The organism is Chryseobacterium sp. KMC2, assembly GCF_016756935.1.
GTDB classification, from domain to species: Bacteria; Bacteroidota; Bacteroidia; order Flavobacteriales; family Weeksellaceae; genus Chryseobacterium; species Chryseobacterium rhizosphaerae.
This window is the reverse complement of the sequence record NZ_JAESIT010000003.1, coordinates 229,297-254,095: the sequence shown is the minus strand read 5'-3', so window position 1 is coordinate 254,095 and position 24,799 is coordinate 229,297. Positions and strand designations below refer to the sequence as shown.

Genomic DNA, 24,799 nt, shown 5'->3' with positions numbered 1-24,799 from the left:
AAAAATGATGTCTTCACCAAAAAGTTCCTTCAAGAAATTTTATAATGAAGACTAATTATTCTTTCTTCTGTTCCTGCTTCTTGAGCCATTCTTCATGTTTATTTTTGAAGAACTCATGTTTGTAATTCTGATTTCTCTTTGCTGCATCAATAGAATGCGAGGTATGGATATCCGCATCCTTTTTGGCAAACTGAGCCAGATTTTCGTAATAATGGTGGAGCTGATCCAGTTCCGTTTCTGTAAGATCTTCAATATCTACAATTCTGTTACTGGCCTTTTCATGGGCCGCAATCAGCTCGTTCAGCTTTATCTGTATAGCTTTAGAATCTTTATTCTGGGCTTTTTGAATAAGGAAAACCATTAAAAAGGTAATGATCGTAGTTCCTGTATTGATCACAAGCTGCCAAGTTTCCGAATAATCGAAAAAAGGACCTGTTACCGCCCAGATAATGACCAGAAGCATAGCTCCGATAAATGCAACAGGACTTCCTGTAAATTTTACTGCCTCGTTTGAAAATTTCTCAAAAAAATTATGATTGTTGTGACTCATGATAGAAGTTATTTTACATAATAAATGTATAAAATTACCATGAACCGGGATGAATAAAGTTGAGTTTTCAGTTGGGAAGTGGTATGTTTTATTTTATTTTCTTAGCCCTATGCCACCAGATCAGAAATCCTGTCACAGGTAGAGAACATCCGATAAGAGACACTATAAAATAGAGAATGATACTGGGTAGTCCCATGATTTCTCCAGTATGCAAAGGTTTGGCAAGTGCTGTAAACTGTTTATTGAGAGGCTTTGCAGAGAACAATTCTCTGGTTTTAAAAACTCCTGTTTTATCAAATGTCACTTCATCCGGAAGCATCATTCCCAGCAGGTTCTGCCTGTTTATTTTAATGATCACATATCGGGGGTTATCTTTATTAGGTAACTCTACACTTGTAACAGCAGTATAAGGAAGGTACTGGTCCGAAAGCTGTATAATTTTATCGATAGAAGCAGACGTTGAATTTTTAAGATTTTTCTTTTCATCCTGCTTCTTGAGCATATCTTCCATAAGCCCACTGAACGGATCATCGCCATTCTCATTATTATTTGAAATATGATCAATTGAAGATCCACCAAGACTCACAATAAGGCTATTTTTCACCCAGGGATAGGTTATATACAGTCCTGTAACAGCAATAAAGAAAAGCATCAGGAAGCTGTAGAATCCAAGGGTATTATGGAGGTCATAATTCAGTCGCTGAAACTTTGCTTTCAACATGACAGTCAGACCTTGTTTTAGAAACTTCAGCTTTTTGGGCAGCCAGAGGATAAATCCTGAAATCAGCAACCCACAAAATATAAGTACCGCAGCTCCTACCACCTGACGTCCGGCGTTTCCCATCATAAGGTTTCTGTGAATATCAAGTACAACTTCAAAAAAGTGGCTCGCTCCGATATCTGCCGGCCCCAGAATTTCACCTGTATACTGATTATAATAAGTGCTTTTATCCAATTGATTTTCCCGATATCCAATAACATAGCTTCTTCCTTTATCATCCGGAATCAGAAGGGAGGTCAGCTCTTTTTTCTGTTCTAACAATTCTGACCGGATCAGATCCGGGTTTTTAACTTTTCCGGAAGCTGAGCTGATATATACTTTATCTCTGTTTGTAAATTCTATAACCTGGTTTTTGAATGCATACAGGCAACCGGTAAGACACATTACAAAAACAATGATCGCTGATAAAAGTCCCAACCAAAGATGAATAAGCCACATCAGATATTTAGTAACCGATTCATTCTTCCTTTTTTTCCGGTAAAGGCTTTTAAATAATAACTTCATTTGGGCATATAACAAAAACATTAAGATGGTTGGGGTCACCTTAATGTTTTTTAAATTAAAATTGATATGAATGATTGATAATTTTAAAGGGCGGCCTACAAATTAATTTCGCTGAATAATCTGCTATGTATATTGTATAAGCCTTACAAGAAAGTTCTGTGATACGGGTAGAACTTACTTTCCTTCTCCGGATGGGAATCCGGATCAAATTATTTTCTTCCTTTAAACTGAACCTCTTTTACGATCTCTTCGAATTTCGTATAATGTTCAGGAGTAAGTGTATTTTTAATGGCTGCTTTTCTCTGTGCATCAAACTTTTCCCAGTATTCTTTAGCCAGGTCATTGTTACCGTGATACACATCGTGAGCATCGTTGAATGCTTTTTCAAATGCATCATTCGCTGCATTGACTACTTTAAATTCGTCTTCGGAAAGCTGGGCTTCTGTTTTTATTCTTTCTAAAAGAGCATTGTCATATCTTGGTCTTTTTCTGGAATTTTCATCAACGAATTTGTTGAATTTTTCCATTTGTGGGCCATCCAATACTTTGGCCATTTCAAGAGACTGTTGTGCTCTCAGTTCTTCATTTTTTATTCCCAAAGCCACACGGTCCATATTTCCTCCCTGTGCTTTTGCGGCCTGAAAATTCTGCTCCTGAAGATCCTGATATTTTTTAGTGATCTCATCAAAGCTTTTCGTCTGATCGGGTGTAAGCTGTATTTCAGTTTTGAACTGGTTATAATCTATTCCTTTCTTTTTGTCTCCGGAACATGAAACAACCAATAATGTTGTTACTGCTACTACAATAGTTTTGATATAAGTACTATTCATTATATTTTATTTTATGGTTTGTCAATGATTAGAAGAAGTAATTAGCTCCAAACTGGTATCTGATTCCGTCAATTCTGAACCCAAAGTTACTAGCCGGATCAGAGGCATCATTACGTATGTTTTTATCCAGAATATTGTATACTCCAAAAGTGAAACGTACATTTTTATTCAATCGGTATACAGTTCCTAAATCCCATAAAAAGTATGAAGGTATAGGATATTCCTGAGTCTTACCTCTGTTTACCCCAGGCTGGCTTTCACTTCTATAATTCCCTCTTGACCAAAATTCAAAGCTGTCATTTGCTTTCCATGAAAGGTTCAGATTAGCCATATGTTTAGGGATTCTTGCGTACGGTTTATTGTAAAGTGCAGGAATTTCATCAGATTTAATCTTAGTATCTGTGTATGTATAGTTCGTTTTTAATACGATACTTTTTGTTACATTTATACCCAGGTTAGCTTCGATTCCCATGCTGTTGGCCTTTCCTAAATTCTCCCTTGTTGAAATAAAATCATACACATGATTGTATATGTTTTCAAACTGTTTACACTCTTCAGTGTTATTACATTTTCTTACTTCTACCAGTTTGTTTTTAAAGTCTGTATTAAAACCTGTCACGCTTAAATTAATCACTTTCTTATTATCTTCAAACATAACCGTCACTTCCTGATTAAAGCTTTTTTCCGGCTTAAGATCTTTATTTCCGATAATCACACCATCTGAAGTTCCTCCTCCGGTTACCTGTCCCCATCCTGGGTTTACGGCTCTCAGTCCCGGAGCTTTATATCCCCAAGAAGTCCCTCCTTTTACAGTAAAGTTCTGAGTAACGTTCCATACCAAATATCCTCTTGGTGTAAAATTGGAACCATAATTCTGATCATTATCCAAACGTGCACCTGTCACTAAGTGAAGTTTATCAAACAAGCTCCAGTTTCCTTCTGCAAAGGCAGACCAGTTCCAACGGGTCAGCTCGTTGATGATTTCGCCTTCAGACTTAATTTTATTTCCTAAATCATTCAGCTTTTCATATCTATATTCGCCACCAAAACTGATGACATGCTTTTTAATATTGAAATTATTAAGGCTATAGGCAAGGAAAGTCTGATACCTCATATCCCTGTTTGGGTTATTGGTATTATCATATTGCAGATAAGAATTCGTATGAAAGTTGGAATAATCACCTTTATGACTTAAGGAAAGAACATTTCTTTCGTAATTATTACGTGAGCTTTTTGCATTGGGAGCTAAAGAATATCCCGGGGTTTGATTTCGTTCCTGACGGTTAAAGTCGTAGTTTAACTTGAACACATTTTTCTGATCAGGGGTAAGGCTCAATTCTGTTCCAAAAGCTTTAATCACCCTTTCTGTAAATCCACCAACAAATTTGTCTTCATTTCTGTCGGAATAGCTTCCCGTAATTTTCATTTGAAGAAGGTCCTTTACTATAGAACCTGCAGCGTAGCCGTCAATCTGGTATGTATTTCCAGATTCTTTATGAACCTGTTGAATAAGGCTGGTTCCTACAGATCCTTTCCATCTGTCTGTAAGTTTCTTAGTAATGATATTGATAACCCCTCCCATAGCATCAGACCCATATAATGAAGACATCGGTCCTTTTACCACTTCTATTCTTTCGATGGTTTCCAATGGAGGCATCCACCCCTGTTCAATCCCAGGTCCATCAGAATTGGGTCTTGTTTCTCTGGTATTAATTCTTTTACCATCTATTAATACCAGAGTCTGGCCGGATTCCGCTCCTCTTATTGAAAAATCGCTGGTACTTCCTCCACCTGTAATAAATACTCCGGGGATATCCTGTAAAGCATCTGTAATATCTCTGTAAGCTCTCTTTTTAATATCAGCCTGGCTTATTACAGAAATAGTTGCCGGAGCATCTTTAACTTTCTGTGCATATCCTGCTCCTGTTATTACGACTTCATCAATATTGCTACTTTTTAAAGTATCCTTTATTTTCTGGGCATTTACAAAAGTTGCTCCTAAAACGAGTAGAGAAAAAGACACGATTTTTTTCATCAATAATTTTTTTTGCAAATTTATTGTTTTTATTGATTCTAAATAAAATGAATCACACTGACATATGTCACCTGCAAAAGACTAATCAATACCGGATCAACAACCAACGTAACAGTCTGCTTACAATATGCCAACAGATACATATCATCATTAGTAGTATCATGTCAAAGCCGGCATATGGTTATAAAAAGTAAAACCTGAAAAAAGATAAATTTTTCTGTTCAAAAATGGAGGTCGTAGTATGGAGAGGTTGATAGCAAAAAAAATCCGTTCCTAAAAAGGAACGGATTGTATAATCATTGCAAAGTATGCAGTTATCACACTTTAATTTCAACGTCTACACCTGAAGGAAGTTCTAATTTCATTAGAGCATCAACAGTTTTAGAAGAAGAAGAGTAGATATCCATCAGTCTCTTGTGAGCTGAAAGTTGGAACTGCTCTCTTGCTTTCTTGTTTACGTGCGGAGATCTCAACACAGTGAAGATTCTCTTATTCGTTGGCAATGGAATTGGACCGTTTACAACAGCACCAGTAGCCTTTACCGTTTTTACGATTTTCTCAGCAGACTTGTCTACCAAGTTGTAATCGTAAGATTTTAGTTTTATTCTGATTCTTTGTGACATTTCTTTAATTTAAAAATTAACCTTTTGCTTTAGCAATGATTTCTTCAGCAACGTTTTGTGGAGTTGCTTGGTACTTCTCTAATTCCATAGAAGAAGTAGCTCTTCCTGATGAAAGTGTTCTTAGAGTCGTTACATATCCAAACATTTCAGAAAGTGGAACTGAACCTTTGATTACAACAGCACCGTTCTTTTCTTCCTGACCACTGATCGTACCTCTTCTTTTGTTAAGGTCACCAATGATGTTACCCATATATTCTTCTGGAGTTACAACTTCCAATTTCATAATAGGCTCCATGATTACTGGCTTAGCAGCACGTCCCGCTTCTTTAAATCCTAATTTAGCAGCTAATTCGAAAGAAAGTGCATCAGAATCCACCGCGTGGAAAGATCCATCTTTAAGAGTAACTTTAATACCTTCAACTTCGAAACCAGCCAAAGGACCGTTCTTCATTGCAGCTTTAAATCCTTTTTCAATTGCAGGAACAAATTCTCTAGGAACGTTACCACCTTTGATCTCATTGATGAATTCTAAACCAATTTTACCTTCGTCAGCTGGACCTAGTTCAAATACAATATCAGCAAATTTACCTTTACCACCAGATTGTTTTTTGTAAACCTCTCTGTGTTGAGCAACTTTTGTTAAGTTTTCTTTGTATTCTACCTGAGGTTGACCTTGGTTTACTTCAACTTTGAATTCTCTTCTCATACGGTCAACAATGATATCTAAGTGAAGCTCACCCATACCAGAGATAATCGTTTGTCCAGAAGCTTCATCAGTTCTCACTGTAAACGTTGGATCTTCTTCAGCCAATTTAGCTAGAGCATTACCCATTTTATCCTGGTCAGCTTTAGTTTTAGGCTCAACAGCGATACCAATTACCGGATCAGGGAAAACCATCGATTCAAGAACGATTGGGTTTTTCTCGTCACACATTGTATCACCAGTTTTGATAGATTTGAATCCTACCGCAGCACCAATATCACCAGCTTCAATATATTCTACCGGGTTTTGTTTGTTAGCGTGCATCTGATAGATTCTAGAGATTCTTTCTTTATCTCCTGAACGAGTGTTCAAGATATAAGAACCTGCATCTAATCTTCCAGAGTATGCTCTGAAGAATGCTAATCTTCCCACGAATGGGTCAGTAGCAATCTTAAATGCTAAAGCCGAGAAAGGCTCGTTTACGTCTGGTTTTCTTGTAATTTCAGCGTCAGTTCTAGGGTCAGTACCTTTGATATCATCTTTATCCAATGGAGAAGGCAAGTATTTACATACTGCATCCAACATAAACTGTACTCCTTTATTTTTGAATGAAGAACCACAAGTCATTGGGATAATAGATAAATCAATAGTAGCTTTTCTTAGAGCTTCGTTGATTTCCTCTTCAGAGATTGAATCCGGATCTTCGAAGAATTTCTCCATCAAAGTATCATCGTAGTCAGCAACAGCTTCTACTAATTTCTCTCTATATTCAAGAACTTCATCTTTCATATCTTCAGGAATTGGCACTACTTCGAAAGTAGCTCCTTGTCCTGCTTCATCCCAGATGATCGCTCTGTTTTTAATTAAGTCTACAACACCTTTGAAATCTTCTTCAGCACCGATTGGTAAAACGATTGGAACTGCATTAGATCCTAACATTTCTTTAACTTGTTTTACAACGTTAAGGAAGTCAGCACCTTGTCTGTCCATTTTGTTTACGAATCCCATTCTTGCAACTTTGTAGTTGTCAGCAAGTCTCCAGTTTGTTTCAGACTGAGGCTCTACTCCATCTACTGCAGAGAATAAGAATACTAATCCATCCAATACTCTTAAAGATCTGTTTACTTCTACTGTGAAGTCAACGTGTCCCGGTGTATCGATGATGTTGAAGTGGTAAGGTTTAGTATCTGCAAGAGGTTTTCCTTGATCAGTTGGAAAGTTCCAAGAACAAGTAGTAGCAGCAGAAGTAATAGTAATACCTCTTTCAGCTTCCTGCTCCATCCAGTCCATTGTAGAAGCACCATCGTGAACCTCTCCAATTTTGTGGTTTACCCCTGTATAGAATAGAATCCTTTCTGTAGTGGTAGTTTTACCGGCATCAATATGCGCAGCAATACCAATATTTCTCGTAAATTTAAGATCTCTTCCCATTTCAGATTAGAATTTAAAGTGTGAAAACGCTTTGTTAGCTTCCGCCATTTTGTGAGTATCACTCTTTTTCTTGTAAGCAGCACCTTCTTCTCTTGAAGCAGCTACAACTTCGTTAGCTAATTTCAAAGCCATAGACTTATCATTTCTAGCTTTAGAATATTTGATTAACCATTTCATTGCCATAGAAATTTTTCTGTCAGCTCTGATTGGCATAGGGATTTGGAAGTTAGCTCCACCTACTCTTCTAGAACGTACTTCTACGTGAGGCATTACATTTGTAAGTGCATCTTTCCAGATTTCAAGTGCAGTTTTTTCGTTATCTCCTTTTTTAGTTTCTACGATCTCTAATGCATCATAGAAAATTTTGAATGCGATTGACTTCTTACCGTCAAGCATTAAGTTGTTTACGAATCTAGTTACCAATTGATCATTAAATTTCGGATCTGGTAACAACGGTCTTTTTTTCGCTTTTGTCTTTCTCATTGTTTCTGTACCTTATTTAATGATTATTTTTTCTTCCCTTTTGCAGGAGCAGCAGCTGCTTGTCCTGGTTTAGGTCTCTTAGCTCCGTACTTAGATCTTCTCTGAGTTCTTCCATTTACACCAGCTGTGTCTAATGCACCTCTTACGATGTGGTAACGTACTCCCGGTAGGTCTTTCACCCTTCCGCCTCTAACCAATACTATCGAGTGCTCTTGAAGATTATGTCCTTCGCCCGGGATATAGGCATTCACTTCTTTACCGTTAGAAAGTCTTACCCTTGCTACTTTTCTAAGTGCAGAGTTAGGTTTCTTCGGTGTAGTAGTATATACTCTCGTACATACACCACGTCTTTGTGGACAAGAATCAAGGGCAGCCGATTTGCTCTTCTTGGCAAGCGTGGCTCTTCCTTTTCTTACTAATTGTTGAATAGTAGGCATTTAATTGCTTTTTATTTTAGGGTGCAAAAATACTAATATTTTTTTAATTGACAAGTAGTTATATATTTTTATTTATTTATAAAAACTTTTTTTTTGTTTTCCATACCCCACGGCAACCCTATTGGTTTTCATGTTATTGGCTTATTTTTGGGCCTTAAAGATTCTCTTAAAAAAATAAAATTTTATTTAAAAGGATCCTGTATTGCTTTTCTTTTTAAAGGGTCATTGCTGGGACCTGCCATTTCAATCTTGAGGGTAAAGCTAAAAAAAACAATCTGCCGGATCGGTTAACAAATTATTATCTATTCATTAAGATAATTACAGCAATAGCTTGCTTTAATTATTCAATGATTGTAACCTTAACATTCTTATTCCAGTTAAAGTTTCTAATATTTTGCTGTAGAGAATTATGTATTTCAGGGTTAATGGAATATATGAACAAATGTTTTTCACCCAGTACGACATTCTTTCCTCCGACTTCCAGATAGGCAACCTTTTTCCAGTTCTTTGGGGTATGCCCATCCAGCCATTCTTCATAAGCGATAGCCAGCTGATACTGATTTTCAACAGCACTTCGTGTCAAAAAGTTTTCAAATTGATCATCAGGCCTTTTATCTTTCGTTCTGAAAGGGAGCATTTCTTTAGATCCTAATCCCATGAAGTCAAGTAAATGGATATCCGTAAAGTAGCAGATGGCACCAATATCATTAGCCACCACCTTAGAGGAATTATAATATTTTTTTAAGAATCTTGCAGACTGAATCTGTTGTTCATATATGTTAGCACTTCCATTAGTTATCAACATATGAGCATGCCCAAACTTATATACCAGCAATAATACATTCGCCAGTATACTTATTCCTATGATTCTTTCTTTTCTAAAAAACGGTAATGGCTGGGCGAAAAAAGATGTAAGCTTTGGAATAAGAACCATTGCAAAAGCCACTAAAAGATAAGCTTCATACCTGAATTGCCCTTTTATTTCCCCAAATAAACTATGCAGGATAAAAGTAGAATTCCAGGCGACGATGAGAAAGTTGTTCGCAATAATTTTTTGAAAGCTCAATTTTTTCTGATAGTCCTTATATAATAAGACCATACTGATCATTAAGGGAAACAATCCGATTTTATAGAAACTGGTATTTAAAATTACTTTTTTCAGTACGAGATCAATGATCTGCATGGGTATACTGCCTGAGAAATCTATCAATGATCCTTTGGCAATAACTGAATTGGGGAAAAAATACCCACTTTTAGGATAATTGATGTAGCCGAAGAGAAAAATAGGAACGAAACCACAGACCAGTACAAGTGCTGAGTCCTTCCATTTCCTGATCAGCATAAAGACAAATGCAAGGGAGACAAAATAAAACATGCTTTCAAATCTGATCAGACCTAATGACAGGAGCGTAAAATAGAAACCATATTGAGAGATCCTGTCTTTACCCTCACGGTCTGACCATTTTTTAAAGCAGTACATATTGATGGCAATCATCAATGTCTGTAAAATATGCTCCATCCCGGTTACAATCTGCACATGCAGCACTGCAAAGAAAAGACTAAACAAACAGGCCCAAACTATAGATCTGTTCTGATTGAAAAACAGGGAGTAGTATTTGTTAAGGATAACAATAAGCAATCCTGCTGAAACCAGATTAAAAATCAACGGAATTAAAGCATGATCTCCAAAGAGAAAAATCAATGCACTTAAAATAAGGGTAAAAACCGGTGATGAAGAGGAAGAGGAAAAAGCATACCTGGTCATTCCCCAGATACCATGAACTGCAAAGTTTTTAGCAATCGCCATGTGAATATAGGCATCATCCAGCAAATAGGTAAAATAATGCTCGGTCGTAGAAAGCATGATCAGGATATAGATAAAACATATCCCAAAAAATATGGCTGCTGTGATCAAAAAACTTTTCATCTTCTGCAATATTAATACTTCCAAACTATTTTAAAAAATTTTCTTATAGTTATCATCTATTAATATTGGGGGCAGTTCGGCACAATATTTCGTAAATTTGATATGCACAAAAGATAACGTATGAAATGGTCATTATTGATATCTCCCAACAGACACCACAGGGAGAAAGATAATTCCATACGGTCTTATAAAAATTAAATATAAATATATACATATGAAAAACGCTAGTATTATCGGTCTTAAAGAAGCCGACTGTAAAAAGATTTCAGAAAAATTAAATGCACTTTTAGCCAACTATTCTATATTCTATCAGAACACCAGAGGGGCTCACTGGAATATTAAAGGAGATCAGTTTTTCACCCTTCATCCTAAGTTTGAAGAACTATACAATAGTCTGGTTTTAAAAATTGATGAGATTGCAGAAAGAATTCTGACTTTGGGAGCTACCCCAGCTCACAATTACTCCGACTATTTGAAAGTAGCTACCATTAAAGAGACAAAAGAAGTGACAGATGGTACAAAAAGTGTTGAATTGATTTTAAGTTCTTTCAAGGTGGTTATTGATCTTCAGAGAGAGTTATTAGATATTACAGATGAAGCAGGTGATGAAGGTACAAACTCTCAAATGAGCGACTATATCACGGAGCAGGAAAAAGAAGTTTGGATGTACAATTCTTACCTTGGAAAATAGCTCAATAGCAAGCATTGAAATATTTCAAAAAAATCGCCTTACATTTAGGCGATTTTATTTTTTATTTCTATATTTGCGTTAAAATTACACATATTATGAACGACGTAAGACTCAACTCAATTCTCGATAATGATTTTTATAAAATAACCATGCAAAATGCAGTGGTAAAACTTTTCCCTGGTTCTATTGTAAAATACGAATTTATCAATAGGGGGAAACATCACTTTCCGCCAGGTTTTGATACTGCTTTAAGAGAAGCGGTCAATAAAATGGCAGAACTTAAACTTACCAAAGATGAGAAGAAATTCATGGCAAGGACCTGTCCTTATATTGATCTTCCCTACCTGGATTTTTTAGAAGGGTATCATTATGATCCGTCTGAAGTAAAAATTCATCAGGAAGGAGGTGATCTTTCTGTAATAGTGGAAGGACTTTGGTACAGAACAATTCTTTGGGAAGTTCCTTTGCTGGCACTGATCAGTGAACTTCACTACGAAATGAATCACATGGAAAGGGACTCCAATGAAGTAGTGATGAACAAAACCCTGGAGAAGGCAGATTCATTGGGAAAACTTGGGGTAACCTTTGCCGAGTTCGGAACCAGAAGAAGACATTCTTATAAAGTACAGAATCTGGTAATGGAAGCTTTGACCCAGAAAAAAGATTCTACTTTTATCGGAAGCTCCAATGTTCATTTCGCGATGAAGTATGGAGTCAAACCAATTGGGACCCATGCTCACGAATGGTTTATGTTCCACGCGGCTGAATATGGTTTCAAAATGGCCAATGAGCTTGCTTTGGAACACTGGGTGGATGTTTACAGAGGCGATCTGGGAGTTGCCCTTTCAGATACCTATACCACAGATGTTTTCTTCCAGCAGTTTGATAAAAAATTCGCCAAGCTTTTTGATGGAGTACGTCATGATAGCGGCGATGCTTTAGAATTTGCAGACAAAACCATTGCTCATTACCAGAATAACGGTATCAATCCCATGTTTAAATATATTATCTTCTCTGATGCCCTGAATCTTGAAAAAGTAGAGGAGATTACCAGCTACTGCAGAGGAAAAATAGGAATCTCTTTTGGAATAGGAACCAATCTTACCAATGATGTAGGAGTAAAACCAATGAATATCGTTATGAAACTTATCGGCGTTCAGGCACCTAATAAAGAATGGATCCCTACGGTAAAACTTTCTGATGAGCATGGAAAATATACGGGTGATCCTAAAATGATAGAGCTTGCCAAGGAGTTTTTAAGAATAAAAGATTAGAATTTAGATTTCAGATATTCACATTATAATTAAAACATCTATGAAATTAAAAGTTTTTATCACCCTTAGTATTTTGCTGACCACTTTATCCTTCGCTCAGGAGAAGAAAAAAGAAAAAGTAAAATTCAATCAGGAGCTGGCAACCTCTCTTGGTGCAGACCAATACGGGATGAAGGCCTACACAATTGTCATGCTTACTACCGGAAGCACAAAAATAGATGATAAAGCCAAAATGGGAGCATTGATGAAAGGTCATATGGCTAATATCGGGAAGCTGGCTGATGAAGGGAAAATTATTGCGGCAGGTCCATTTCTGGAAAAAAATAAAGAAAACTACCGAGGAATGTTCATCTTTAATACGAAATCTAAAGAAGAAGCAGAGCAATGGGTAAAAACAGACCCTGCAGTTCAGGCCGGAGTCTTTAGTTATGAAATTTTCCCGTGGTATGGATCGGCGGCATTGCCTTTGTATCTGAAACATCACGAAGAAATTTCGAAGGAAAATCCTTAAAAATGGGATTTTATAGTAAATTTTCAGAACAGGATCTGATCGAATCTTATAAGAATCAGATAGACTACCAGGGTAAACCGGATAAGGAGATCATAGACGAAATTATAAGTAGGGGTACTCTGGAAGATTTTCAGAATAAAATTAAAGCTCAGAATTTATTTTTAAATGAGCAAAATAGATTGATAAGAGAGATTCATGGGTATTATATGAATAAATTATCAAAACAGGAATGTTTATCATTATTAAGCTCTGATTTGCTATCCGATAAATCCATTGGAATTCTTGTAGATAGAAAATACAATCAGATCCACCAGAAAGTTGAGAATTTAAAAGTTGATTCAGATACATTAATATACAGCTTTATCGGGACTATCATAGCCTCTGTTTTGAGTACCGTTATTATCCTGGCCATTTTATACAAATTTATTTTCCTGTCAGTTTTCTCTTTTAGTTTACTCATACCTGCTTACATTATGAATTATTGGATCATAAGATTATTCACAGGAAAAACACGTGATAATTTGGCTGTATTTATTGCTTCATTTATAGCAACAGTCCTTAACTGTGTATATTTTGTTCTTTTTGTTAATTAAGAAAAAGTAATAATTTACTTCATAAAAACATTTACAATGTCAACGGGAATAACACTAATAATTATAATATCTCAAACTCAGTTATAGATAGCCATCAAGAGTATACAACATTATTAAAAGAAAAGGCTTGGAGAATAGAAAAATAAACGTTTAATCACTTAAAACAAAAACAAATGGGTCTATTATCAAACATTCTCTGGGCTTTTCAAAAGAAAGTCTACGACAGCAGTGAGGATTTCAATAAGGAAATCACAGACTACCAAACTCTGATTTTAAAAGAAAAAGCGTCTTGGGAGCCATATAAAACTGTAATAAACGCACCTGAAATATATGTTTTCTATGAAGCGTGGATCAAAGGAAAAGAAGATATTGCCCCCAACGAAACATTGATGGGTGATGAAAATGATATATTCAGCGAAGATAATAGTGACTATGGCATGTTTCAGGTAGAGTTTTGCGCGAAGCTGAAAGCAGGCAACGGTACCAACTTCACAGCTCTGGATTTACTGTATCAATTACAAAATCAAGTCAGTAATAAAGAACTTGGCGACCATATCTTTTTTGAAGGGCTTACTCCACAAAGCAATGAAAAAAGAGAAAATTATAAACCATCATACTATATGTATTGTGGAAGCTGAGTAAAACAATAAATTAAGAATACTCCTTCAATCATAATTCATTCTCATTGTCAAACAAAATAAAAACAAATCACTATATCGTCATATAGTGATTTGTTTTTTTACTATATTAGATGTTCATTTTCAATACCATACAAATTAAAAACCTATAAAAATTAATTCCATGAAAAAAATGAACGTATCAAAACTTTCAAGAACAGAATTGAAAGATCTATTCGGTGGGTATTTATATCCGGCAGAATGTCCGGGAGGATGCCATGGTGAAGGGATGATCAGATGTCCTGACGGTACCACCACCATGACTAATTTTATATGCATGGGAGGAACCTGCCAACCGGCAGCAATGTGCAAGCCCTTGGTTCTTGAACCTTTTCCAGATCCGATTATAATTACTCCATAATCTAATGAACAACAAATAAAGTGAGTCTTTCCGGCTCACTTTTTTATTATTAAAAAGATCATTCTACTCGTTTTCAAAACAATACACACATGGATCATAGGTTTTTATTATCTTTAAATAAACAAAAAACCGCCATGAAAACCATTGAAGAAGTTCTACAAAAACTGGATACTATCATCATCTGGTGCAAGGAAAATCAAAGTCCGGCAGGATATTTCGGCTGTACTTACCGTATAATGACCGCACAGGTTTTGAAAGGAATTCAACAGAAAAAATTTGAAGATAATCCGAGAATGGTAACATTGGACATTGCTTTTGCACAAAGATATCTTGAAGCTTGGGATAGCTACCGCAAAGGTAACCGGTGCAGCAACTCATGGTATACTGCTTTTGAAGCTTCAAAAAATAAAAACCTTCTGATATTACAGCACATTTTTCTGGGAATGAATGCCCATATCAACCTTGATCTTGGAATTTCAGCAGCTGCGATTATGCCTTACCGGAAAATAAATCCCTTAAAGAAAGATTTTGAGAATATTAACAGCGTTATTGCTTCTATTAACCAAAAGGTTCAGGATTCTCTGGGCAAGATATGCTACCCTGTAGACCTGATTGATCAGCTTTCTAACGGAAAAGACAATGCCATACTGGATTTTGCCATTTCCAAAGCCAGAGAAACTTCATGGACAACTGCCGTGATTGCCTCCAACACTCCAAATTTTCTGCGAGAACCTGTCATTAGCATTATTGATTATGCCGCAGCAAAAGTAGCTTCACAGATATTGAATCCGAAGCTCACTAATTCCGGACTTATCAAGGAGCTTAAAAAATGTGAAAGGAATGATGTGGTAAGGAATATTGAAATATTAGAGTCTACAAAAAGTATTTAATCCGGATAAAAAAACCGGGATCTTCCTCAAGAATCCCGGTTAACATAATGAACAAAATAAAAGAAACTATATTGCTTCCTTATATTTTTTACGATAAGCATAATAGAATATAATCGGCAGTATGGTAAATGAAAGAAGCATACAGATGATCAACCCTCCTACAATCATAATCGCTAATGGTTTCTGGATTTCCGAACCCATTCCATTGGACATTGCTGCCGGTAAAAGTCCCATAGACCCCATTAAGGCAATCATCACTACCGGGCGGATTCTACTTTGCACCCCCTGAGCAATCGCATTTTTAAGAGGCATCCTGTTTTGTAAGTTCTCCTTCATGACTCCAATCAGAACGATACCGTCAATAGTTGCTACTCCAAAAAGGATAATAAAACCAATCCCTGCGGAGATTCCGAAAATGGTTCCTGTAAACCAGAGAGACAAAAACCCTCCGATAAACGCAAACGCCAATGTAATGGAAGAAATCAATGTATCTTTTACATTCCCAAAATTGAAATACAGCAGCATCAGAATAAGAACTAAAGAAATAGGCACTACCATGGCCAGCTGTTTTGCCGCCCTTTCTTTACTTTCAAACTCTCCGGCCCAGGTCATTTTATGACTCTTGGGAAGTTGTACTTCTTTTTCAACTTTGGCTTTGGCTTCTTTGATTGTACTTCCCAAATCACGACCTTCAATATTGAATCCTACTCCAATATACCTGCTGTTTCCTTCACGGTAAATAAAAGACGGACCAGTATGATAATCAATCGTTGCAATTTCTTTCAGCGGTACTTTTTTATTATCCTGAGTAGGAATCAGGATATCCCCCATTTTTTCAGGGGTATCACGATATTGTTTTTCAAATCTCAGCATAACATCAAACATTCTTTCCTCTTCATAAAATTTGGTAGCTGCCTGCCCTCCAATAGTCATTTCAATAACGGCTTGTGCATCTGCTGTAGAAACACCGTATTTTGCCATTTTTGAATCATGAAGCTGTATTCTAAGCTCAGGAAGTCCTATATTTTTAAAAACATTCACATCTGAAATTCCGGGAACCGTTCTGATGGAATTGGCTACTTGATTGGCATAGTTTTCAAGTTCAAACAGATCATTTCCGAAAATTTTAATCACCAATGGGGCTTTCACTCCTGCCACATATTCTTCCACATTATCCTGAATCGGCTGGCTGAATCCAAAATTAATACCCGGATATTTTTCAAGAGAGCCTCTCATTTCTTCCAGAAGTTCTTCTTTGGATATTTTTTTCTTCCATTCATTTTCCGGCTTCAGCTGAATATTAAATTCTATATTAAAAAATCCGGTAGGATCTGTTCCGTCATTCGGGCGGCCCGTCTGAGTCATGACGAATTTCACTTCATCATACTTCATTAAAATCCCTTTCATCTCTTTCGTCAGACGTACAGATTCGTCAAGGTTTACACTATTGGGCAACGTTGCACGTACGTAGATTGCTCCTTCATTCAGTTTGGGTAAAAATTCAGATCCGTAATTGGAGAATCTCCAGCCACAAATCGCCAATAAAGTAATAAACCCGATGATAAATCCTTTTTTATGACGGTTACTGAACTCATAGATTCTATAGATATTTACCCTGAAAAATCTTGAAATAAAATTCTCTTTTTCTTCTATATTTTTAGTCAGCAAAAGTTTACACATTGCCGGCACATAGGTCAAACTCAAGATTAACGATCCCAACAAGGCATATCCCAATGTAAATGCTAAAGGAGAGAACATTTTTCCTTCCACTTTCTGGAAAGAGAAAATGGGCAGCAATGCCACAATAAGAATCAGCAATGCAAAGAAAATATAGCTTGCCACACTTCCGGCACTTCTTTTTATGATCCCGAGTTTTGAGATTTTATTGAACCTTCGGAGTCCTATTTTCTTGGCCTTGAGTTCGAGAGCTACAAATACATGTTCTACAATAACCAGCGTTCCCTCCAGCAATAATCCGAAATCCAATGCTCCCATAGAAATCAGGTTAGCAGGAAGCCCCTGAATTCTCAACATAATAATAGCAAAAAGGAAAGCCAAAGGAATCACCGAAGCCACAATGAACGTCGTTCTCCAGTTATACAGAAATATAAATACTATAATAGAGACCAGGATCACCCCTTCAATCAGGTTTTTGGAAACGGTATGAACGGTTGTATTCACCAGTTCTGTACGGTCAATAATAGGGACAATCTGAATATCACCCGGAAGTTCTCCTCCGTTCAGCTGCTCTATCCTATCCTTCAGTTTCGCAATAACCTCACTTGGATTTTCACCACGAAGCATGATCACAATTCCTTCTACTACATCATTTTCTTTGTTATACCCTACCTGTCCCAGTCTTGGTTTTGCCGAGATCTTTACTTCTGCCACATGTTTTACCAAAATAGGCGTAGAACCTTTTACTTCAATCTGAATATTCTCAATATCCTCCTTTTTCTCTAAAAGACCAATCCCCCGTACTACATAAGCCTGATCTCCCTTTGCCACTACATCTCCTCCTACATTGATGTTACTCTTCGAAACCGCTTCATACACATCCAGGGGGGAAAGGTCATAATTGTGTAATTCTGTAGGATTAATTTTTATTTCATATGTTTTTTCTTCACCACCAAAACTAACCACATCAGCTACTCCGGGAACTGCCAGCAATTCTCTTTCGATGACCCAATCCTGAATCGCTGTAACTTCTTTGATCGGCAGCTTACTCTTGATAATGTACCGATAAATTTCACCGGTAGCCCCGGAAGGAGGCTCAATACTATATTCTGCGCCATTGGGGAGTTCCACATTCCCCAGTTTATTGGAAGCATACTGCTGGGCATAAAAGTCATCTACATGATCATCGAAAATTACCGTAACCACCGATAATCCGAACAATGAAATAGACCGTACCGATGTTTTATTCGGGATAGCATTCATTTCTTTCGAAATTGGCAGGGTAACAAATTTTTCTATTTCCTCGGCACTTCTTCCCGGCCATTGGGTAATCACCCTTACTCTGGTATTGGTAACATCCGGAAATGCTTCAATGGGAGTATGCATATAGGAATAGATTCCTCCGGCCAACAAAAGGAAAGTTCCCAAAAGAACAATCAATGAGTTTTTTAAAGAGAAGGAAACTATATTCTGTACAAATTTTCGCATTACTTGATGGCGTTATTTAATTGGTTTTTCAGGTTTTCATAGATCAGCAGCCCATTGGAAGCGATAATATTCTCTCCGGGCTTTAAATTTCCTTCTACATAAATATGTTGGCTGTTGGAAGTGATTTCCGTTACCGGCCTGATCTCCAGTTCACAGTCTTTTTTGTACACCACTACATAACTCTGATTATTATCAAAGATCATAGCCTTAGCAGGAATTGCCAGTGCAGTTCTGTTTTGTGAATTAACCGGCAGAACAATATCCGCAGACATTCCAGGTCTTAGTTTCATACCATTATTATCCATAATGATCTTCGCCTTGAGAACTCTTTCATTCTCGTTAAAAACCTGTGAAATATTGTTGATTTTCCCGGAAAAACTGTCATCAGGATATGCCAGAGTTTTTACCACTACCGGCTGATCTACATACACATGTCTCATATTGGTCGCATAGACATTGGCCATTACCCAGACTTTATCCAGATTGGAAACCGTAAATAGCTGATCACCTCCTGCTGTAACCGGCATTCCTTTGGAAATATTTTTGGAAACCACATACCCGTCTGCAGGAGCTTTAATCTGAATGGTGCTCCCTCCTGCTGAATACAGCTGCATATTTTTTTGGGTCTTGGAAATATTAGACTGCAATATGGCTACTTCGGATCTTGCTTCCTGCAAATCTTTCTGAGAAGCAATATCATCTTTATACATTGCTTCTACAGAAGACAGCTTTCTTTTGGCCACTGCCAGCTGAGCCTGTAAAGTCTGGGTATCATCCTGCATTTCATTGACAGCAGTACTTTTTACACTTGCTAAAACCTGCCCCTTTTTCACATAATCACCTAAAGAGAAGTAAGTTTCTGTAACCACTCCATCTACAAGACTCACAAAAGGAACTGTTTTGTCTGAATTACTTTCCACTTCTCCGGTAAGTGTAATACTTTCTTCAATAGGACGCATTTCTGCCTGAACAAGTTTAATATCCTTTTTAAGTTCTTTACTAATGCAATAGCCTTTGTGAGCTTCGCTATCCTGTTTCTGATCTTTACAGCCTGTAAGGGAAACCAAAGCAGAAAGATAAATCACTGCAATGTATCTGGTAATATTCATTTTCATATCTAAGTATTATAAATCTTGTCCTACAACATATTGCAGGTTTTCGTAGTATTGATTAAGCTCTTTTTTAGTATCCAGGATGATCATTTTATTGCCAATATAGGTATCCAGAAAATCCATATATTCCAACATGCTGATATTTCTCAATCTGAAATTTTTCTCGTGGCTCACCAACAGACCATCCAAAGTAGCCTCATACGTGTCATCTATTTCTTCAGAAACCTGCTGTGTCCGGATATAATTTCTAAAAACAGAAACAATCTCATTTTCAGACTTCAGCATATTCTTTCGGGTTTCAATCTTCATTTTCTGAACTTCCAGCTGGGCCTCCTGAATATTCCCTTTATTTCGGTCGAAAATGGGAAGATCAAAGGATAATCCCAATCCTATAAAATCCTTCATAATATTTCCACCGCGGTCATAGCCTATCGAAACGGCAATATCCGGAGTCTTCATAGCATTTTGTATTTCCAGATTTTTATCTGCATGTTTCTCTTTATTTCTGGAAATCAGAATGTCCGGACGGTTTTCTTTTGCTTTTTCTATCCATTGTACCATTTCTACTTCGGAAAGCTGTTTTTCCGGCATGGTAAAAGAATCAGAAATCACAAGATAAGACTGAGAGGGAATCATCAGTAAAGCTTTCAGTTCCACCTGCTGGTCTTCAATTTCCTGCTTCAATGAAATCAGTTTTTTCTTGAATTCAATTTCCTGTGCTTTTAAGCGGACGTACTCTGCTTTACTGATATTTCCAAGGTTCAATTGGTTGTTGTAAGATTTTGTTAGTTTCTCTATAGAAGAGATCTGCCCCTGATAGATTTTCTGCTGTTCCTGGTTATAGAGAATTTCAGTGATCGTATTTCTCAGTGTTTTTTTAAGTTCACGAAATACTTCCTGCAGCTCATACTTTTCTCCTTCTACTTCAATCTTTTGTAATTCTATATTTTTTCTCCTCTTACCAGCTGTCTGAATTACCTGCTCTATTTCAGCAGAAATCTGAGTATTCTTCCCCCAATTTCCAATAAGTGCAGGCTGTTCTTCAATATCATAGGTTCTCCATAGATTGACTTCACTGATGCTTAATGTAGGATTAGGCCAGTATTTTGCCTGAAGAACACGGGCTTCTGCCTGGGAAATCTCCAGTTTCTGGGCAATAAGATCAAGATTTTTAGCAAGAAAAATTGTTTCAGCTTCCTTTCTGCCGATCTTTATGGTATCGGAAATCTGCGCAGAAAAGAAACTAAAACAATGAATATAAAATAGTGTAAAAATAATCTTTTTCAAAGGTCTCATATTTAAGACCACAAAGCTATCCCTCTAGTATTAGACCCAATTTCGAATCAAATTAAAATTCAATTAGCCTAACATTAGAGTTTGATTAGAACAGGTAGAGATACTTTTTTAAGGCTCCCCAGATCAGGGAGATTATGCCTATTTTTTTTAACGTGAATAATGCTATTTCATCGAGGAAAGAGGATTCACAAACATCTCTGAGAATCCATACATCTAGAAAATCTGCGCGAGATTAAATGGCAGGGAACACAAGCAGAACGTTCGTCCCCCTATCTACTTTAGAATCTATTTTCATTACAATATTATGATGATCAAAAATACTTTTGGATAGTGATAATCCAATACCACTTCCTTTAATACGGTCTACATTTTTACCTCTGTAAAATGTTTCAGTAATTTTGGTAAGATCATCTGCCGGAATTCCTTTCCCCTGATCATTGATTTCAATATTCAGGCAGTTATCTTTCTCCAACAAGGCAATAACCACAGGTTTATCATGAGAATATTTGATCGCATTCTCTACAATATTATATAAGGCCAGATAAAGCAAGGTCTCATTTCCCGGAATTTCCAATAAAGCCGGTTTTATCACCTGAAGCTGTATTTTAATAGAAGAGTGTTTTTCTTTGGCTTTCGGTTCAAGCTTCTCATAAATCTTCCAGATCAGCTCATCTACCCTCATCTGTTTATGGGAAGTTTCAAGCTTTGTCATTCCGGACATCAGTAAAAGATTGTTGAGAATATTTTCAATCTCATATACATTATCTAAAGATTCTCTGACCACGGCTTTGTATTCTTCCGGAGTTCTGTCTTTCTGGGCAAATACCTCCAGGTTTCCAGAGATCGCGGCCAAAGGGGTTTTAAATTCATGAGAAACATAATTGATAAAGTTCTGCTGAAGCAACATGCTTTCAGAAATCCTTCCGAATAATTTATTATAAGATTTAATAAGGTCTTCAATTTCATCATTGGTATTGGTAGAGGTAATTGCTGTGGAAATATTATTGTAATCCACATTATTAATGCGCTCTACCACATTGGAAATCGGCTTGTACACCACTTTTGAAAGATAGCGGCTAAGGAAATAAATAGCCAGCAAACCAAGCACAAGAACAGCAAGCATAATAACCGAAAGCCTGATCATCTGCGACTGGAATGAATCGTTGGGTGATTTTACAAAAACAACGAAGTCCCCCTGATTATCCGGATAAAAAATCCCATAGTAAAAACTGTTATCCGACATAAACTGCACCCCTTTATTATTTCTCGCAGTCTGAATATGCTGCAGTTTAATATTAGGATCATGCAGATTCTGTCCGAATGTAACTTCATTATTTTGGTTGTAAACAGCCACCCGGTTATTCTGGATAAGATGATTATACTCTTGCTTGATTTGGGCATGTCTGTCTTTCGGAAGTTCATCTTTTTCAAGATAATAGATTGCAGAAATAAGAGCTGTATTTCTCAGCTTTTCAAAATAAAAGATCTTGGTACTGTCATAATAAGCAAAGAATATCACCACAAATGTGACAATAGAAACAATGCCGAATGAAAGGCTTGAAATAAGGGTAAACCTGTTTCTGAGCGTCATCTTCAGTCTTTAATTAAATATCCTGTTCCCTTTACCGTATGAATAATTTTCTGACCGGTTTCATCAATTTTATTGCGTACATAGGAAATATATACATCTACTACATTTGTTGTATTGTCAAAATCTATACCCCATACATTGTGAAGAATCTGGGTTCTGCTGAGTACTTTATTTTTATTTTCCATCAGGAAAGTAAAAAGTTTATATTCGGTAGGAGAAAATTCAATTTCCTTATCACCCTGGGTTACTTTATGAAGATCTGTATCTATCACAATATTACCGCAAGACAGGAGCTGATTTTCTTTTTGGTAACTCAGTTTATTTCGCCTGGTCAATGCTTTAATTCTTGAAATAAGCTCTTCAAAATGGAAAGGTTTAGATAAGTAATCATCTGCTCCGAGATCCAGCATTTTTATTTTATCATCCGGACTGTTTAAGGCACTTAGAATAATAATCGGGGTGTAATTTCCTTTAAACCTTATCAATTGGGTAAGCTGCATTCCGTCTAATCCGGGAAGCATAATATCCATTAAAATAATATCAAAATTATACGTGGTAAGAAGCTCCCGGGCTTTTTCACCGGAATCAGCAAGGGTCATACTGTACCCTGCTTCGGTAAGTCCTTTTATAAGAAAATTACTGATTCTCTGATCATCTTCTACCAACAAAATATTCATATAGTCCCGAAATTTCCTATAAATATAAGTATTCTTTAGGAAAAAGGCTGAAGATTGAAAGAGCAGCACTTCCGGGAATTCATCATCCGGTAGCAACTTCCAGCCTTTTTTCATAATTTTGAAAAATGGAGATGATCTATTTAATTATTGGGTTTATTGTAGGCGGATTATTAGGAGCCGTAGTTTTATATTTTGCTTTGAAATCGTCAATGGTTTCAAGGAGTTCTTATGATGAATTAAATAATTTACATATTAAAAGTAATTCCGACCTTTCCAACAGTGGGTTGAAAATTCAGGAACTGAGCAAAGAAGTGGAAAAAGAAAAAGAACAAAACCTTCTCCACCAGGATCTCCTGAACGATCTGAAAAATGAATTTGCAAAAGTCTCTGCCGAATATTCGTCACTGAACATGCAGTATCAGGAATTGAAGCAGCTTAGCATCAAACAGACTTCTTATATCGATACCTTGGTTTTAGAAAAACAGGATATTTTTGCTAAGAATGCTGAGCTTTCAGCAAAGAATGAGGGACTTCAAAAATCGCTGGATACACAAAAAGAAGAGATAACAAAAATTCAGGAAGAGTCGAAATTGCAGTTTGAAAACCTGGCAAATAAAATATTAGAGGAAAAGACAGAAAAATTTACGACACTGAATCAAAATAACTTAAAAAATATTCTTGATCCTTTCCAGGAAAAAATTGCAGAGCTCAAAAACAAAGTCAATGAAGCCTATGAAAAAGAAAATAAAGAACGTTTCTCTTTGGCAGAAAAAGTAAAAGAACTTGCAGAACTGAATCAGCAAATTTCTGATGATGCTAAAAAACTGACCAGGGCTCTCAAAGGGGAAAGTAAAACCCAGGGAAATTGGGGTGAAATGATTTTGGAAAGTATTCTTGAAAAATCCGGACTTGTAAAAGGGAGAGAATATTTTCTTGAACATGAACTTCGCGATGAAGATAACAACGCTTTGTTTTCCGAATTTTCCGGTAAGAAAATGCGACCTGATGCTGTTATAAAATATCCTGATGAAAGAAATGTGATTATTGATTCCAAAGTTTCACTCACCGCTTTCACGGATCTTGTAGATGAAACCGATCAGGACGTATATGCCATAAAACTAAGCCAGCATCTGGGATCTATCAAAAACCATATTACACAGCTTAGCCAGAAAGCTTATGACGACTATGGGAAATCATTGGACTTTGTGATGATGTTTATCCCCAGTGAGCCGGCCTATATTGCAGCGATGCAGGCAGACCAGAATCTTTGGAACTATGCTTATGAAAGGAGGATCTTGTTGCTCAATCCAAGCAATCTGATCACTTCTCTGAAGCTCATTGCAGATCTTTGGAAACGTGAATACCAAAACAAAAATTCTTTGGAAATTGCTGAGCGGGGAGCGAAACTTTATGATAAGTTTGTAGGTTTTGTGGAGAATCTCGAGAAAGTGGGAAGAAATCTCGATCAGGCTAAAAATGTGTATAACGATGCCTACAAACAGCTTCACACAGGTAATGACAACCTTATCATTCAGACTCAAAAACTTAAATCTCTGGGCATTAAAAACAAAAAAGACCTTCCTCCAAGTCTTATTGATAATAGCAATATCTTAGACCCTGAAAATTAAAAAGCTTAGGGTGAACCTATGCAGGAACG

Annotated in this window: 22 protein-coding genes; 8 read left to right on the top strand and 14 right to left on the bottom strand. The window is 36.7% G+C overall.

The genetic code is table 11. The features are described 5' to 3' along the window. Window positions 1-55: 55 nt before the first annotated feature. The 9 genes from JML65_RS05210 to JML65_RS05170 all read right to left on the bottom strand — a co-directional run bounded on the left by JML65_RS05210 (window position 56) and on the right by JML65_RS05170 (window position 10,304). Complete coding sequence (locus JML65_RS05210) at window positions 56-550, bottom strand: low affinity iron permease family protein (protein ID WP_047491383.1); 495 nt, start codon at window positions 548-550, stop codon at window positions 56-58. A gap of 88 nt (window positions 551-638) precedes the next feature. Further along, window positions 639-1,835, bottom strand: a complete 1,197-nt coding sequence (locus tag JML65_RS05205; RefSeq protein WP_202270124.1) for a PepSY-associated TM helix domain-containing protein — start codon at window positions 1,833-1,835, stop codon at window positions 639-641. Window positions 1,836-2,044: 209 nt separating this feature from the next. Beyond that, window positions 2,045-2,665: a hypothetical protein gene (locus JML65_RS05200; RefSeq protein ID WP_202270123.1), complete on the bottom strand. Its 621-nt coding sequence runs from the start codon at window positions 2,663-2,665 to the stop codon at window positions 2,045-2,047. Between the two features lie 28 nt (window positions 2,666-2,693). Beyond that, a complete protein-coding gene (locus JML65_RS05195) occupies window positions 2,694-4,700 on the bottom strand; it encodes a TonB-dependent receptor domain-containing protein (protein WP_202270122.1) in 2,007 nt (668 codons plus the stop codon). Between the two features lie 317 nt (window positions 4,701-5,017). Further along, window positions 5,018-5,323, bottom strand: coding sequence for a 30S ribosomal protein S10 (gene rpsJ, locus JML65_RS05190; protein ID WP_002661363.1), 306 nt, complete (start codon window positions 5,321-5,323; stop codon window positions 5,018-5,020). A gap of 16 nt (window positions 5,324-5,339) precedes the next feature. After that, on the bottom strand, window positions 5,340-7,457 hold the full coding sequence (gene fusA / locus JML65_RS05185; protein ID WP_084086571.1) for an elongation factor G: 2,118 nt from the start codon (window positions 7,455-7,457) through the stop codon (window positions 5,340-5,342). A gap of 6 nt (window positions 7,458-7,463) precedes the next feature. Next, window positions 7,464-7,940: a 30S ribosomal protein S7 gene (gene rpsG, locus JML65_RS05180; protein WP_047491372.1), complete on the bottom strand. Its 477-nt coding sequence runs from the start codon at window positions 7,938-7,940 to the stop codon at window positions 7,464-7,466. Window positions 7,941-7,963: 23 nt separating this feature from the next. Next, on the bottom strand, window positions 7,964-8,377 hold the full coding sequence (gene rpsL / locus JML65_RS05175) for a 30S ribosomal protein S12 (protein WP_002983146.1): 414 nt from the start codon (window positions 8,375-8,377) through the stop codon (window positions 7,964-7,966). A 340-nt stretch (window positions 8,378-8,717) separates the two neighbouring features. Next, window positions 8,718-10,304: a hypothetical protein gene (locus JML65_RS05170; protein WP_202270121.1), complete on the bottom strand. Its 1,587-nt coding sequence runs from the start codon at window positions 10,302-10,304 to the stop codon at window positions 8,718-8,720. Between the two features lie 214 nt (window positions 10,305-10,518). Between JML65_RS05170 and JML65_RS05165 the strand changes: the two genes are divergently transcribed. The 7 genes from JML65_RS05165 (at window position 10,519) to JML65_RS05135 (ending at window position 15,301) form a co-directional block, all read left to right on the top strand. Further along, window positions 10,519-10,995 (top strand): Dps family protein, encoded by a 477-nt coding sequence (locus JML65_RS05165; RefSeq protein ID WP_084086568.1) that lies wholly within the window; start codon window positions 10,519-10,521, stop codon window positions 10,993-10,995. A 95-nt stretch (window positions 10,996-11,090) separates the two neighbouring features. Next, complete coding sequence (gene pncB / locus JML65_RS05160) at window positions 11,091-12,269, top strand: nicotinate phosphoribosyltransferase (protein WP_047491363.1); 1,179 nt, start codon at window positions 11,091-11,093, stop codon at window positions 12,267-12,269. 40 nt (window positions 12,270-12,309) lie between these two features. Beyond that, window positions 12,310-12,780 (top strand): YciI family protein, encoded by a 471-nt coding sequence (locus JML65_RS05155; protein ID WP_202270120.1) that lies wholly within the window; start codon window positions 12,310-12,312, stop codon window positions 12,778-12,780. 2 nt (window positions 12,781-12,782) lie between these two features. After that, window positions 12,783-13,373: a hypothetical protein gene (locus JML65_RS05150; RefSeq protein ID WP_202270119.1), complete on the top strand. Its 591-nt coding sequence runs from the start codon at window positions 12,783-12,785 to the stop codon at window positions 13,371-13,373. Between the two features lie 173 nt (window positions 13,374-13,546). Beyond that, a complete protein-coding gene (locus tag JML65_RS05145; RefSeq protein WP_202270118.1) occupies window positions 13,547-14,011 on the top strand; it encodes a hypothetical protein in 465 nt (154 codons plus the stop codon). A gap of 163 nt (window positions 14,012-14,174) precedes the next feature. Continuing rightward, window positions 14,175-14,411, top strand: coding sequence for a TIGR04149 family rSAM-modified RiPP (locus JML65_RS05140; protein ID WP_047491352.1), 237 nt, complete (start codon window positions 14,175-14,177; stop codon window positions 14,409-14,411). 134 nt (window positions 14,412-14,545) lie between these two features. Next, a complete protein-coding gene (locus tag JML65_RS05135; protein WP_202270117.1) occupies window positions 14,546-15,301 on the top strand; it encodes a DUF5995 family protein in 756 nt (251 codons plus the stop codon). Window positions 15,302-15,367: 66 nt separating this feature from the next. On the opposite strand, the gene JML65_RS05130 is transcribed toward JML65_RS05135, so the two are convergent. The 5 genes from JML65_RS05130 to JML65_RS05110 all read right to left on the bottom strand — a co-directional run bounded on the left by JML65_RS05130 (window position 15,368) and on the right by JML65_RS05110 (window position 23,142). Next, complete coding sequence (locus JML65_RS05130; RefSeq protein WP_202270116.1) at window positions 15,368-18,466, bottom strand: efflux RND transporter permease subunit; 3,099 nt, start codon at window positions 18,464-18,466, stop codon at window positions 15,368-15,370. Next, the gene (locus JML65_RS05125; RefSeq protein WP_202270115.1) at window positions 18,466-19,581 is read right to left on the bottom strand and encodes an efflux RND transporter periplasmic adaptor subunit; all 1,116 of its coding nucleotides are present in this window, start codon (window positions 19,579-19,581) and stop codon (window positions 18,466-18,468) included. Before JML65_RS05125 ends, JML65_RS05130 begins: the two co-directional genes overlap by 1 nt. Window positions 19,582-19,590: 9 nt before the next feature. Beyond that, window positions 19,591-20,874 carry a TolC family protein gene (locus JML65_RS05120; protein ID WP_202270114.1) on the bottom strand — a complete coding sequence of 428 codons (1,284 nt, stop codon included), beginning with the start codon at window positions 20,872-20,874 and terminating at the stop codon, window positions 19,591-19,593. Window positions 20,875-21,106: 232 nt separating this feature from the next. After that, the gene (locus JML65_RS05115) at window positions 21,107-22,465 is read right to left on the bottom strand and encodes a sensor histidine kinase (protein WP_202270113.1); all 1,359 of its coding nucleotides are present in this window, start codon (window positions 22,463-22,465) and stop codon (window positions 21,107-21,109) included. A 2-nt stretch (window positions 22,466-22,467) separates the two neighbouring features. After that, window positions 22,468-23,142, bottom strand: a complete 675-nt coding sequence (locus tag JML65_RS05110) for a response regulator transcription factor (RefSeq protein WP_047491635.1) — start codon at window positions 23,140-23,142, stop codon at window positions 22,468-22,470. A gap of 125 nt (window positions 23,143-23,267) precedes the next feature. Between JML65_RS05110 and rmuC the strand changes: the two genes are divergently transcribed. Continuing rightward, a complete protein-coding gene (rmuC, locus tag JML65_RS05105) occupies window positions 23,268-24,770 on the top strand; it encodes a DNA recombination protein RmuC (RefSeq protein ID WP_084086561.1) in 1,503 nt (500 codons plus the stop codon). Window positions 24,771-24,799: the final 29 nt, after the last annotated feature.

What these genes read in the sequence shown, in the direction of transcription:
- rmuC (WP_084086561.1), top strand. Translation starts at nt 23,268, where the DNA reads ATGGAGATGATCTATTTAATTATTGGGTTTATTGTAGGCGGATTATTA.
- JML65_RS05125 (WP_202270115.1), bottom strand. Translation starts at nt 19,581, where the DNA reads ATGAAAATGAATATTACCAGATACATTGCAGTGATTTATCTTTCTGCT.
- JML65_RS05115 (WP_202270113.1), bottom strand. Translation starts at nt 22,465, where the DNA reads ATGACGCTCAGAAACAGGTTTACCCTTATTTCAAGCCTTTCATTCGGC.
- rpsL (WP_002983146.1), bottom strand. Translation starts at nt 8,377, where the DNA reads ATGCCTACTATTCAACAATTAGTAAGAAAAGGAAGAGCCACGCTTGCC.
- JML65_RS05145 (WP_202270118.1), top strand. Translation starts at nt 13,547, where the DNA reads ATGGGTCTATTATCAAACATTCTCTGGGCTTTTCAAAAGAAAGTCTAC.
- JML65_RS05120 (WP_202270114.1), bottom strand. Translation starts at nt 20,874, where the DNA reads ATGAGACCTTTGAAAAAGATTATTTTTACACTATTTTATATTCATTGT.
- JML65_RS05195 (WP_202270122.1), bottom strand. Translation starts at nt 4,700, where the DNA reads ATGAAAAAAATCGTGTCTTTTTCTCTACTCGTTTTAGGAGCAACTTTT.
- JML65_RS05155 (WP_202270120.1), top strand. Translation starts at nt 12,310, where the DNA reads ATGAAATTAAAAGTTTTTATCACCCTTAGTATTTTGCTGACCACTTTA.
- pncB (WP_047491363.1), top strand. Translation starts at nt 11,091, where the DNA reads ATGAACGACGTAAGACTCAACTCAATTCTCGATAATGATTTTTATAAA.
- JML65_RS05130 (WP_202270116.1), bottom strand. Translation starts at nt 18,466, where the DNA reads ATGCGAAAATTTGTACAGAATATAGTTTCCTTCTCTTTAAAAAACTCA.
- JML65_RS05165 (WP_084086568.1), top strand. Translation starts at nt 10,519, where the DNA reads ATGAAAAACGCTAGTATTATCGGTCTTAAAGAAGCCGACTGTAAAAAG.
- JML65_RS05205 (WP_202270124.1), bottom strand. Translation starts at nt 1,835, where the DNA reads ATGAAGTTATTATTTAAAAGCCTTTACCGGAAAAAAAGGAAGAATGAA.
- JML65_RS05150 (WP_202270119.1), top strand. Translation starts at nt 12,783, where the DNA reads ATGGGATTTTATAGTAAATTTTCAGAACAGGATCTGATCGAATCTTAT.
- rpsJ (WP_002661363.1), bottom strand. Translation starts at nt 5,323, where the DNA reads ATGTCACAAAGAATCAGAATAAAACTAAAATCTTACGATTACAACTTG.
- JML65_RS05200 (WP_202270123.1), bottom strand. Translation starts at nt 2,665, where the DNA reads ATGAATAGTACTTATATCAAAACTATTGTAGTAGCAGTAACAACATTA.
- JML65_RS05170 (WP_202270121.1), bottom strand. Translation starts at nt 10,304, where the DNA reads ATGAAAAGTTTTTTGATCACAGCAGCCATATTTTTTGGGATATGTTTT.
- JML65_RS05110 (WP_047491635.1), bottom strand. Translation starts at nt 23,142, where the DNA reads ATGAATATTTTGTTGGTAGAAGATGATCAGAGAATCAGTAATTTTCTT.
- rpsG (WP_047491372.1), bottom strand. Translation starts at nt 7,940, where the DNA reads ATGAGAAAGACAAAAGCGAAAAAAAGACCGTTGTTACCAGATCCGAAA.
- fusA (WP_084086571.1), bottom strand. Translation starts at nt 7,457, where the DNA reads ATGGGAAGAGATCTTAAATTTACGAGAAATATTGGTATTGCTGCGCAT.
- JML65_RS05140 (WP_047491352.1), top strand. Translation starts at nt 14,175, where the DNA reads ATGAAAAAAATGAACGTATCAAAACTTTCAAGAACAGAATTGAAAGAT.
- JML65_RS05210 (WP_047491383.1), bottom strand. Translation starts at nt 550, where the DNA reads ATGAGTCACAACAATCATAATTTTTTTGAGAAATTTTCAAACGAGGCA.
- JML65_RS05135 (WP_202270117.1), top strand. Translation starts at nt 14,546, where the DNA reads ATGAAAACCATTGAAGAAGTTCTACAAAAACTGGATACTATCATCATC.